The sequence below is a fragment of the Caldicoprobacter faecalis genome, assembly GCF_900115765.1.
GTDB lineage: Bacteria > Bacillota > Clostridia > Caldicoprobacterales > Caldicoprobacteraceae > Caldicoprobacter > Caldicoprobacter oshimai.
Genome location: NZ_FOXR01000004.1, coordinates 145118 through 155722, shown reverse-complemented (window position 1 = coordinate 155722; position 10605 = coordinate 145118). Strand labels below are relative to the sequence as shown.

Genomic DNA, 10605 nt, shown 5'->3' with positions numbered 1-10605 from the left:
GTCATTTCTTTTTGTGTCATGTTGAATATCTCCTCTCTCATGTATGACATTATATCAGAATAATTTCAATATGACATTATCACAGAATAACAACAGGTTTGCCAAATTACCAGTTGACAATTTTATATGAAACGGATATAATATTTCCTGCAAAGAGACGAAGGTTACAACAAAATATAGAGGGTAAACGTGCGGAAGTGGCGGAACTGGCAGACGCGGTAGTTTGAGGGGCTGCTGCTCGTTAAGAGCGTAAGGGTTCGAGTCCCTTCTTCCGCACCACGTAAAAAGCCTCGCTGATGATACAGCGAGGCTTTAGCTTTTTTGGTGAATTATTTTCACGGTCTGTCAAATAATAAACCTATGTCGATGGTGTGTTGATTACATTTCATACTGTGCACGGGAGGAAGGAATGGTGATAAAGCGCAGCATAGCATGCATATTGCTTTTTGCGTATGCGTTTTTTTATTCGGGTGCTGTATATTCTGCTCAAGGGGCTTATTCAGGCGACGTCGCTTATAGCGGTTTGACGGCCTCCCAAGCGGCCTCCAAATTCGAAGATGCTGTACTTCAAAGTGCTGGTCTGAGCGCAGAGATATTGAGCAACCCCTCTGCGGTGCCTTCAATGCCGCCTTCCACCGCTGCGAGGGCGGCTGTGGTGATGGAGGCATCCAGCAAGAGGGTGCTGTATGCCAAAAACCCGCATATGAAGCTGCCCATGGCCAGCACCACCAAAATCATGACAGCCATACTGGCCATAGAGATGGGCAATCTTGAGGACGTGGTGACGGTCTCACCTAAGGCGGTGGGGGTGGAGGGCTCGTCCATCTACCTGGCAAAGGGGGAGCGGCTGACCCTGGAGCAGCTTTTGTACGGGCTCATGCTTCGTTCGGGCAATGACGCAGCTGTTGCCATTGCCGAGCACATAGGCGGCAGCGTGGAAAACTTCGTGAGGCTTATGAACAGGAAAGCGGTTCAGATAGGTGCCAGAAATACCAACTTCGTCAACCCGCATGGCCTGCATGATGACATGCACTACACCACAGCCTACGACCTGGCATTAATCTCGGCCTATGCCATGCAAAACCCCGTTTTTCGCACCATAGTGTCCACAAAATACAAGAAGATCCCCTGGGAGGGGCGAAGCTACGATAGGGTACTCCAAAATAAAAATGCATTGCTGTGGAGCTATGAAGGTGCAAACGGCATAAAGACGGGCTACACCAAGGTCTCCAGGAGGTGCCTTGCCTCGGCCGCACTGCGCGATGGCATGCAGCTGGTGTGTGTGGTGCTGGACTGCCAGCCATGGTTTGACGACAGCGCCACCTTGCTGGACTACGGCTTTGCAAACTTTAAACCCTATACCGTGGTCTCGAAGAAGCAGGTTTTGGGGCACATTCCGGTCAGGGATGGGTATGAGGCCCAGGTGGCAGCCGTGTGCAGGGAGGAGATACTCTTGCCCGTAAGGGAAGGAGAGGAAAAGGAGATATCGGTCGAGGTTAAACTGCCGCAGTACCTCAAGGCGCCGGTGAAAGCCGGCACCAAGGTAGGATATGTAAAGGTGACCTTGGGCGATGAGGTCAGCATCAGGAAGGATTTGTACACCGCAGCCGACGTCAAGGAAAACACCATAAGGTCAAATTTGAAGAGGATAATTGACAGGTGGATCGATACCGAGTTTGGGTTTTAAAATTTTTTAATTTCTAAAAAAGGATTTCGTGCACTATTTGTAGAATAAAAATAATAGATGACTACAGTATGTTGTGGTGCGTATACCATATCCAAGAGGGGATGCGCTTAAATGATTAAACACCGTCTGGAAAGTGATGGGTTGTTGATTGCGCCCGTCACCAAAGAGGATTTGCCTCAGATATGGCTGTGGTACAGGGATGTTGAAAGGTACAAGCACGCCACGGGACTTAGTCGGCCCATCACCTTTGAGGAGATGAGGGACAAGTACATCGAAGCCTGCTGCAGCCGCTGGGAGGTCTTTTTCAAGGTCGTCGAAAAGCAGCATGGCATCATGCTGGGCGTGGTAAAAGGGCGTGTGCACTACCTCTTAAAGGACGAGGCCTGGATAAGCTCCATCCTCATTGATGAGGCCTATCAAGACGCGGGAGTGGGACATGCAGTTGTGTCCATGCTGGAGGAGTATTTCAGGAGCGTGTGGCTTATCAGGTGGCTGTACACCGGTGTAGTGGCCAGCAATATAGCGGGACTGGAATTCTGGAGGAGTATGGGATATGCGGAGGTGAGGAAAACCCGCTATCAGATCATGCTGAACAATAAGCCTGAGGATATAATGATCATGGCCAAGAATTTGGAGTGTAGCAGCTGCTTGCATTGTGCCTGTGCTGACCTTTAGCTTTTGCTGAGTCCAATTAACAAATCGGAAATATTTTTGAAATATTTTTGTAAAAAATTGATGCAATTTTCCATAATTTGTGGTAATATAGTAGGTGGGTTGTACAATTTCAAAAAAGGTGATAAAAGTGAAAAGAACGGTCAGCATACTTGTGTTGATGTTATTTGTGTGCTTCCTGTTGGGCGTTCCGGCAAGAGGGGAAGGGACGCCTGCTGATGGAGATATGGATGAGGGGGCTACATCTGGAGCGACCGATGACGAGGTGTTGAAGGTAAAGTGTACCGGTCAGAAGGTAGTGGACCTTCAGATGAGGCTCAGGGACCTGGGGTATTTCAACTACAAGATCACGGGATATTACGGGACGGCTACAGCCGATGCCGTTCGGCTGTTTCAGGAGCAAAACGGGCTTGCAGTGGATGGAACGGTAGGGCCCGAGACCAGGAAAGTCCTGTACAGCCCTAGTGCGAAGCGCTATACTGCCTATCCATCCCAGGCGGCTTCTTATCTGCCGGCTTCTCGAGGCGGAAGGAACTCCCTAGGGGTGCTGGTTGAGTGGTTCTCCAGGGGACAGTATCTCTTTCCCAGGGGTGCAGTGGCAAAAGTGATAGACCTGTATACCGGCAGGTCGTTCTACATGAAGCGCACCGGTGGGACCAACCATGCAGACTCGGAGCCGGTGACGGCAAAGGATGCGCAGATCATAAGAGAAATATGGGGCGGCTGGAGTTGGGACCGCAGGCCTGTCATAGTCGAGATCGGCGGCGTGCGGGTGGCTGCTTCCATGCACGGAATGCCCCATGCCTATGATACCATACCCAACAACGGCATGCAGGGCCATGTGTGCATACACTTCTACAAGAGCAAAACCCATATACACAACAGGCAGGACCCTGATCATCAGGCTGCTGTGATGAGAGCTGCTGGCCGATAAGGCCGGCTTTTTATTTTTTTTGGCTGACTTACGAGAGTTACCCTTTATGTATGTTTGCAGGATTTGACTGGCCATCAAATCTGGCTGGTGTGGTCATTTCAGGTAACTTAAGTATAGCCTTTTTCTCTAATTTAATGTTACGACCTATATAACTACTTTCAAATGGCAACGATGAAAAACAGGCATAAAAGGCTTCCTCTTTGGCAAGATTAATTACGGGTGATGCGAAGGATGAAGCGCTGGCTCAAAATTGGAATATCGGGATTTGTGGCTGGGCTGTGCAACGGCTTTTTTGGCTCGGGAGGCGGTACCATTGTGGTGCCTGCAATGGTGCACCTTTTGGGCATGAAGGAGCACGATGCCCATGCTACCGCTCTGGCGGTCATACTGCCTTTGACGGCCATAAGCTCTTTTGTGTATTTCAAAAGCGGCTTTTTCGAATGGGATGTAATATGGAAGGTGGCCGCCGGCGGCGCTCTGGGTGGCCTTGTAGGGGCGTGGATCCTGGACCGAATCTCGCCTTACTGGCTGCGCAAAGTTTTTGGCCTTTTCATGATCATTGCCGCGATAAGGATGATCGCATAGATGCTGCTTTTTTTTATAGGACTGGCTTTCGGGATTGTTGGTGGGATGGGCATTGGCGGGGGTAGCATTCTAATTCCGGCCCTGGTTTTTTTGGCCGGCCTGTCCCAGCACGCTGCCCAAGGGGTCAACCTTGCAGCATTTTTTCCTACGGCAATTCTGGCAATCTGGCTTCACGTCAAAAACGGATACATCAAATACAGGATGGCCCTCTATCTCTTTCTGGCAGGGGCCATAGGCGCATTTCTGGGAGCTAAGCTTGCTGTTATCACTTCTTCGGGTATCTTAAAGAAGCTGTTTGGGGTTTTCTTGCTGGTAATGGGCATCTACGAGTTCACGCGAAGCGGGAAAAAGTAATATACCGGCTGGCTGATTGTTGGTAAAAAATTACATATACGTTTTTGCTGAGATTGCTAAATTTATAACATGTAAACGCCGTGAAAAAGTTTTGCATTTTTATAAAAGTTAGCAAAGCTTCCTCAATTTTATGGGATATATGTATAATACACTCATAAAAATGTGTAATAGTTATATAACAGCTGAAACTGTTTAAAATGCTGTTTTCAAGCCATTTGTTAAAAAATAAACTTGTAAGATGTATAACATTTTTATAAAATCTGTGTTATAATATTCAAGAATGAATGCATATTATGTTGCATTATGACGGATTAAGTTGCATGCCGGTTGGCGCCATCAGATAAATCATAAAGATTTAAGGCAAAGAAGGTGTGTGAAATGGGGTTGAAGGTGTTTGGATTTAAAGGAGGAGTGCATCCTTTCTACAGTAAAGAAAGCACGCAGGACAAAGCAGTTGAACGGATGCAAGCGCCAAAGCTGGTGTATATACCTTTGCAGCAGCACATAGGTGCTCCCTGTGAACCGCTGGTAAAGCCCGGTGACCATGTCAAACTGGGTCAAAAGATTGGACAGCCAAAGGGCTTTGTGGGTGCGCCGGTTCATGCCAGCGTTTCGGGAGTTGTGAAAGAGATAAAGCAGGTACCTCATCCTGCCATGGGGCAGGGGCTTGCCGTTGTCATTGAGAATGACGGCAAGGATGAGCCTGATGAGTCCATAGTCCCAAAGGATATTGAGTCGCTGAGCGCCGAGGAGTTAAAAGATTTGATTCTTGAGGCCGGTATTGTAGGTATGGGCGGTGCCGCATTCCCAACCCATGTCAAGCTTTCGCCACCCAAGGACAAGAAGATAGACGTCGTGATCTTAAACGGCGCCGAATGCGAGCCTTATCTGACGGCCGACCACCGCTTAATGGTGGAGAATCCACGGGATGTGGTGGATGGGCTGAAGGCCATCATGAAAGTGCTTGGGGTTGAAAGAGGGTACATCGCGATAGAGGACAACAAGCCGGAAGCCGTGCGTGCCATTGCGGATGCCGTCAAATCAGTGCCCGGGGTGGAGGTGGTGCAGCTTAAGACCAAGTATCCCCAGGGTGCCGAGAAGCAGCTCATATATGCCGTGACTGGCAGGCAGGTGCCGTCGGGAGGCCTGCCGATGGACGTGGGAGTTGTGGTCAACAACGTGGGCACGGCGGCTGCCATTGCCCGGGCAATAAATACGGGTATGCCGCTTATCGAGCGCATCGTAACGGTGACGGGTGGTGGGGTGGCCCAGCCCAAGAACCTGTTGGTGCGCATAGGTACGCCCTTCAAGGACGTCGTCGAGGCCTGCGGCGGACTGCTGGGCCAACCGGCCAAGGTGATATCGGGAGGGCCCATGATGGGGATTGCGCAGTACACCTTGGATGTGCCCGTCATCAAGGGTACCTCGGGTATTCTGGTGCTTACCAAGCAGGAGGTGGAGATGCCCGAGCCGGGTCCCTGCATACGATGCGGCAAATGTGTAGAGGCCTGCCCTATGCGGCTTATACCTCTATTTATCAGCGCTTATGCTCTGAAGGGGGATTACGAACGCAGCGAAAAGCTGCATGCCATGGACTGCATAGAGTGCGGCTGCTGCTCGTATATATGCCCTGCCAGACGCCCGCTTGTGCAGTCTATTCGCACGGCAAAGCGCGTGATCACCGAAAGGAGAAGGCGCGCTGCCAGTGCCAAATGACAGCGGCGTATTTGATGTCTGGCGGTCAAAGGTGTGCAGCCAGCTGATATGTGATTTAAGCAGCCCAATGAGCTGCTGTAGCAAAACGGATACCGCCAGGTTAAGGGGCATAATCTTGCAGCAGGCATTTTCGATGTATGTATACTTTTATACTGTTACAGTTTTGTTATACAGCCTTGTGCCAGTGTTGTATCAACGTTGTGCCGGGTTATACCGTATTATGTGAGTGTTGTATAACTGTTGTGTAAATGTTATGCCATTGAGGTATGGTGCAATTGATTTGCGCTGGATTAAGGAGCAGGGCTGTCCCAAATACCGCCTGTTGGGGTCGGGGCAGCATGATATAAAGGCGGATTACAAATACCCCAACCTTCTAAGCCGGCATTATACCCATACGGTTTAGATGAACAGGGGGATGTTGCGATGGAGCCTTTGATAGTTTCCTCTTCCCCCCACGTGTATTCAGAGGATACTACAGCTCGCATCATGCGGGATGTGGTGCTGGCGCTTTTACCTGCGGCGGCAGTTGCTGTGTACTTCTTCGGGGGAAGAGCGGCTTTGATAATGGCTATATCCGTTTTATCGGCTGTGGTAACCGAAGCGGTTGTGCAAAAGCTTATGAAAAAGCCGGTTACCATCAACGACTGGAGCGCTGCGGTGACGGGGCTTATGCTGGCTTTTAACCTGCCACCTACCGTTCCGCTGTGGTTGCCTGCGGTGGGTTCGGCCATCGCCATTGCCCTGGTCAAGCAGGCTTTTGGTGGGCTAGGACACAACTTCATGAACCCGGCCTTGGCTGCCAGGGCCATCTTGCTGGCCGCGTGGCCGGTGTACATGACTACCTGGGCTGACCCCATTCGCGGAGCTATGAGCGCGGCAGCGGCTGATGCCGTCAGCTCGGCCACACCGCTTGCCATACTTAAGGGGATGGAAGGGACGGAGGCGCAGCTTCCTCCTCTGTGGGCCATCATATTGGGCAATACAAGAGGCTGCCTTGGTGAGACATCGGATGTGGCGCTGCTGCTGGGTGCTGTTTATCTGCTGTGGAGAAGGGTAATAAACTGGAGGATCCCATTTAGCTTCATCGGCACTGTGGGGCTGCTCACGTGGATTTTGGGGCCACAGGGGCTTTTTACAGGAAATGCGATATACCACATATTTTCGGGCGGGCTTATCCTGGGAGCGTTCTATATGGCTACCGACTATTCGTCTTCACCGGTGACGCCTAAAGGGCAGATAATAATGGGTATTGGGTGCGGAATAATCACGTCTATCATTCGCCTGTACGGCGGTTATCCCGAAGGGGTCACCTATTCCATACTGCTGATGAACGTGGCCACTCCTTTGATTGACAGGTTTACAATGCCCCGCATTTACGGGGAGGTGAGAGCAGATGTCTGAAGGTATGAGAATGTCCATCAAGTTGTTCATAATAACCGCGGTGGCGGCTCTGGCACTGGGCATCACCCATGCCATTACCGAAGAGCCCATAAGGCTGCAGAACGAACAGGCTAGCGTAGAGGCCAGAAAAGGCGTGCTGCCCGATGCCCAGGAGTTCGTCCAGGTGGACATATCGGAATACAAAGATGAGTATCCCAACGTTGTTGAGGTGTACCAGGGCAAGTTGGGAGATGACACGGTGGGCTATGTATTTAAGGTGATATCCAAGGGTTACGGCGGCGATGTGGAGCTGTTTGTGGGCATAGATGCTAAGGAGAACAAAATTGAGAACGTGAACATCATCAGCCACAACGAAACTCCCGGGCTGGGGGCCAAAGCGGCTGAGCCTGATTTTTTGAGCCAGTATACCGGCAAGTCGGCTGGTAGTCCGTTGGCGGTGGTGAGGGGAGGCGCCACACAGGATACACAGGTGGAGGCCATAACCGGCGCTACTATAACTTCTAAAGCCGTGACCCAGGGTGTGAACTCTGCTGTAGAGTTCTACAACCGGGTATTAAAGGACGGGGGTGCTGAGTAATGAAGGCTTTGAAGGTGTTTTTCAACGGGGTGCTCAACGAAAACCCTACTTTCAGGATGGTTCTGGGGATGTGCCCTACCCTTGCTTTGACTACTGCAGCCATAAACGGCATAGGCATGGGGCTGGCCACCACCTTTGTTCTGGTGGGTTCAAACCTGGTGATATCGCTGCTTAAAAGCTTCATACCGCAGAAGATAAGGATTCCCGCCTTTGTGGTGGTTATCGCCACCTTTGTGACGGTGGTCAGCATGATAATGCAGGCCTTTCTTCCCGAGCTCAACAAGAGCCTGGGCATATATATTCCGCTCATCGTTGTAAACTGCATCATTCTGGCAAGGGCCGAGTCTTTTGCATCCAAGAATTCGGTGCTTCTGTCGATAATGGACGGATTGGGCATAGGCATAGGTTTTACCCTGGCGCTGCTTTTGCTGGGTTCAATACGTGAGATACTGGGCGCCGGGACGTGGTTTGGTATGCCCGTTTTTTCGGATGGCTTCAGCCCAGCTGTCATCATGATACTGCCTCCCGGGGGATTTATAACCCTTGGGCTGGTGCTGGGGCTGCTCAACAAGCTGACAGGCAGGGCTGAGTAGAGCTGGCTGAATAGCTGAAAAGACGGATTAATTGATTTTGATGGATAGATGTTGCACGGTAAATTTTTGATACGGATTTCGTTCTGGATGTGTTTGGCGATGACCGTGCGCTAAGCGGGTGTAGGTTCAATTAAAAAGCAATGTGTAGGGGGAAAGGGTATGGAATACGTGGGTAAAATATTCGTCATATTGATAAGCTCGATACTTATAAACAACTTCGTCATGTCAAGGTTCTTGGGTATCTGCCCATTCCTTGGGGTGTCAAAGCGGGTTGAAACCGCTGTGGGGATGGGCGCTGCCGTTACCTTCGTGATGGCCATGACATCTTTGATTACCTATATAATCCAGTATGTCATACTCGAGCCTTTGGGCCTTGAGTATTTGCAGACCATCATATTCATTCTGGTGATAGCCTCGCTGGTGCAGTTCGTCGAGATGGTGATACAGAAGACCAGCCCGACGCTGTACCAGGCGCTGGGCGTGTATCTACCGCTTATTACCACCAACTGTGCCGTGCTGGGCGTGGCAATCATAAACATAGACGAGAAGTACGATTTGATTCAGGCGCTTTTTAACGGAGTGGGCGCTGCCCTTGGATTTACCCTGGCCATCGTGCTTTTTGCTGGAGTACGCGAAAGGCTGGAACTGTCGGATATACCCAAGCCGCTTAAAGGTTTTCCCATAGCCCTCATTACAGCGGGCTTGATGTCGGTGGCCTTTTTAGGGTTCCAGGGGCTCATAAAGTAAGGGGGGATATTGTCCATGGAGAAGATACTGCTGTCCCTGCTCAGTCTAGGGGGCATGGGGCTTTTGTTTGGGGCAGTTCTGGCGTTTGCGTCGAAGAGGTTTGCGGTTGAGAAGGACCCCAGGGCTGAAGCCATCCGTGAGGTGTTGCCGGGTGCCAATTGCGGTGCATGCGGCTATCCGGGGTGCGATGGTTTTGCCGATGCTGTGGCCTCCGGTAAGGCGCCGGTGGATGGCTGTACCGTAGGTGGGTCGCCTGTGGCACTGAAGGTTGGTAGCATAATGGGCGTTGAGGTCGAGGAGAAGGAACGACGCATTGCCCGTGTGCTGTGCCAGGGTGACTGCCACAACGCCGTGAACAAGTACGAATACAGGGGCATACAGGATTGCGTGGCGGCATCCATGCTGGCCAGCGGGCCAAAGGGTTGCAGCTACGGTTGCCTTGGGCTTGGGACCTGCGTGAGGGCATGCCCCTTCGATGCTATCCACATCTCCGACCGTGGCATTGCTGTGGTGGACCCCGACAGGTGTACCGGGTGCGGCAAATGCGTAGAGGCCTGCCCCAAGAATTTGATAGAGCTTATCCCTGAATCCAGCCTGGTACAGGTGCTGTGTATATCCAAGGACCCGGGCAAACAGGTGCGTGAAAACTGCAAGGTGGGATGTATAGGGTGCAGGCTGTGCGTCAAGGCTTGTCAGTTTGAGGCCATAGACTTTGTTGACAATCTTGCCAGGATAAGGTATGATAAGTGTGTAAACTGCATGGTATGCGCTGAGAAATGTCCAACCGGCGCCATATATGCCGATTTCAGCAAGCGCAAAGTGGCCTTTATCGATGAGGACAAGTGCATAGGCTGCACTGCCTGCAAGAGGGTGTGCAAGTTTGAGTCCATAGATGGCGAGCGCAAGCAAAAGCACAGGGTGCTTGCTGATAAGTGTACAGGGTGCGGCCAGTGCGTCGAGCGTTGCCCGGTAGATGCCATTACGCTAAGCGTTCGCGGGAATTGAGGCGGCTTTTGAAGGCATACAGGTAGTTGAGCGTTTATCTGTTTTCCGCATAAAGAAAGCAAAAGCCTAATCGGCCGAAGGGACAGTCGGATGAAGAGACAATCGGCCGAGAAGGCAATTTTTGCATAGAGTATTCAAACTATTCATATTACACAAGGCGAAAGTAACGGGTTGTTGAGCGGAAATGTATTTCTTTTCGATTGAAGACATGCATCAAGCGCGGATGTTGTTTTTCTTGAAACCTAAAATGTGGAAGAATACTTTCTTCTTCCGCAGTAAATCCAGTAAATGGAGTGGAAAGGTGCTATAAAGGCGCTATCTTAATGGGAGAGTA

12 protein-coding genes and 1 tRNA gene are annotated in these 10605 nt (G+C 50.8%); all 13 read left to right on the top strand.

Features of this window, described 5'->3' with window-relative positions; all coding sequences use genetic code 11:
* Window positions 1-191: 191 nt before the first annotated feature.
* Window positions 192-279: transfer RNA gene (locus BM241_RS03130), tRNA-Leu, on the top strand.
* Between the two features lie 133 nt (window positions 280-412).
* The gene (locus tag BM241_RS03125) at window positions 413-1687 is read left to right on the top strand and encodes a D-alanyl-D-alanine carboxypeptidase family protein (protein WP_207648956.1); all 1275 of its coding nucleotides are present in this window, start codon (window positions 413-415) and stop codon (window positions 1685-1687) included.
* Between the two features lie 111 nt (window positions 1688-1798).
* Window positions 1799-2362 carry a GNAT family N-acetyltransferase gene (locus tag BM241_RS03120; RefSeq protein ID WP_092282009.1) on the top strand — a complete coding sequence of 188 codons (564 nt, stop codon included), beginning with the start codon at window positions 1799-1801 and terminating at the stop codon, window positions 2360-2362.
* Window positions 2363-2489: 127 nt separating this feature from the next.
* On the top strand, window positions 2490-3293 hold the full coding sequence (locus BM241_RS03115) for a peptidoglycan-binding domain-containing protein (RefSeq protein WP_143094040.1): 804 nt from the start codon (window positions 2490-2492) through the stop codon (window positions 3291-3293).
* A gap of 231 nt (window positions 3294-3524) precedes the next feature.
* Window positions 3525-3878, top strand: coding sequence for a sulfite exporter TauE/SafE family protein (locus BM241_RS03110; RefSeq protein WP_092282007.1), 354 nt, complete (start codon window positions 3525-3527; stop codon window positions 3876-3878).
* Window positions 3879-4232 carry a sulfite exporter TauE/SafE family protein gene (locus BM241_RS03105; protein WP_025747241.1) on the top strand — a complete coding sequence of 118 codons (354 nt, stop codon included), beginning with the start codon at window positions 3879-3881 and terminating at the stop codon, window positions 4230-4232.
* A 378-nt stretch (window positions 4233-4610) separates the two neighbouring features.
* The gene (gene rsxC, locus BM241_RS03100; RefSeq protein ID WP_092282006.1) at window positions 4611-5948 is read left to right on the top strand and encodes an electron transport complex subunit RsxC; all 1338 of its coding nucleotides are present in this window, start codon (window positions 4611-4613) and stop codon (window positions 5946-5948) included.
* 280 nt (window positions 5949-6228) lie between these two features.
* Window positions 6229-6351: a hypothetical protein gene (locus BM241_RS12890; protein WP_278291941.1), complete on the top strand. Its 123-nt coding sequence runs from the start codon at window positions 6229-6231 to the stop codon at window positions 6349-6351.
* Between the two features lie 20 nt (window positions 6352-6371).
* On the top strand, window positions 6372-7349 hold the full coding sequence (locus BM241_RS03090; protein ID WP_025747238.1) for an RnfABCDGE type electron transport complex subunit D: 978 nt from the start codon (window positions 6372-6374) through the stop codon (window positions 7347-7349).
* On the top strand, window positions 7342-7926 hold the full coding sequence (locus tag BM241_RS03085; protein WP_092282005.1) for an RnfABCDGE type electron transport complex subunit G: 585 nt from the start codon (window positions 7342-7344) through the stop codon (window positions 7924-7926). Before BM241_RS03090 ends, BM241_RS03085 begins: the two co-directional genes overlap by 8 nt.
* Window positions 7926-8519: an RnfABCDGE type electron transport complex subunit E gene (locus BM241_RS03080; RefSeq protein ID WP_025747236.1), complete on the top strand. Its 594-nt coding sequence runs from the start codon at window positions 7926-7928 to the stop codon at window positions 8517-8519. The genes BM241_RS03085 and BM241_RS03080 overlap by 1 nt, the downstream gene beginning before the upstream one ends.
* Before the next feature lie 159 nt (window positions 8520-8678).
* The gene (rsxA, locus tag BM241_RS03075) at window positions 8679-9266 is read left to right on the top strand and encodes an electron transport complex subunit RsxA (protein ID WP_035146079.1); all 588 of its coding nucleotides are present in this window, start codon (window positions 8679-8681) and stop codon (window positions 9264-9266) included.
* Window positions 9267-9281: 15 nt separating this feature from the next.
* Window positions 9282-10271 carry an RnfABCDGE type electron transport complex subunit B gene (gene rnfB / locus BM241_RS03070; RefSeq protein ID WP_092282004.1) on the top strand — a complete coding sequence of 330 codons (990 nt, stop codon included), beginning with the start codon at window positions 9282-9284 and terminating at the stop codon, window positions 10269-10271.
* The last annotated feature ends 334 nt before the right edge of the window (window positions 10272-10605 follow it).

Coding starts and splice junctions, on each gene's coding strand:
- BM241_RS03090 (WP_025747238.1), top strand. CDS start 6,372: ATGGAGCCTTTGATAGTTTCCTCTTCCCCCCACGTGTATTCAGAGGAT.
- BM241_RS03085 (WP_092282005.1), top strand. CDS start 7,342: ATGTCTGAAGGTATGAGAATGTCCATCAAGTTGTTCATAATAACCGCG.
- BM241_RS03110 (WP_092282007.1), top strand. CDS start 3,525: ATGAAGCGCTGGCTCAAAATTGGAATATCGGGATTTGTGGCTGGGCTG.
- rsxA (WP_035146079.1), top strand. CDS start 8,679: ATGGAATACGTGGGTAAAATATTCGTCATATTGATAAGCTCGATACTT.
- rsxC (WP_092282006.1), top strand. CDS start 4,611: ATGGGGTTGAAGGTGTTTGGATTTAAAGGAGGAGTGCATCCTTTCTAC.
- rnfB (WP_092282004.1), top strand. CDS start 9,282: ATGGAGAAGATACTGCTGTCCCTGCTCAGTCTAGGGGGCATGGGGCTT.
- BM241_RS03105 (WP_025747241.1), top strand. CDS start 3,879: ATGCTGCTTTTTTTTATAGGACTGGCTTTCGGGATTGTTGGTGGGATG.
- BM241_RS03080 (WP_025747236.1), top strand. CDS start 7,926: ATGAAGGCTTTGAAGGTGTTTTTCAACGGGGTGCTCAACGAAAACCCT.
- BM241_RS03120 (WP_092282009.1), top strand. CDS start 1,799: ATGATTAAACACCGTCTGGAAAGTGATGGGTTGTTGATTGCGCCCGTC.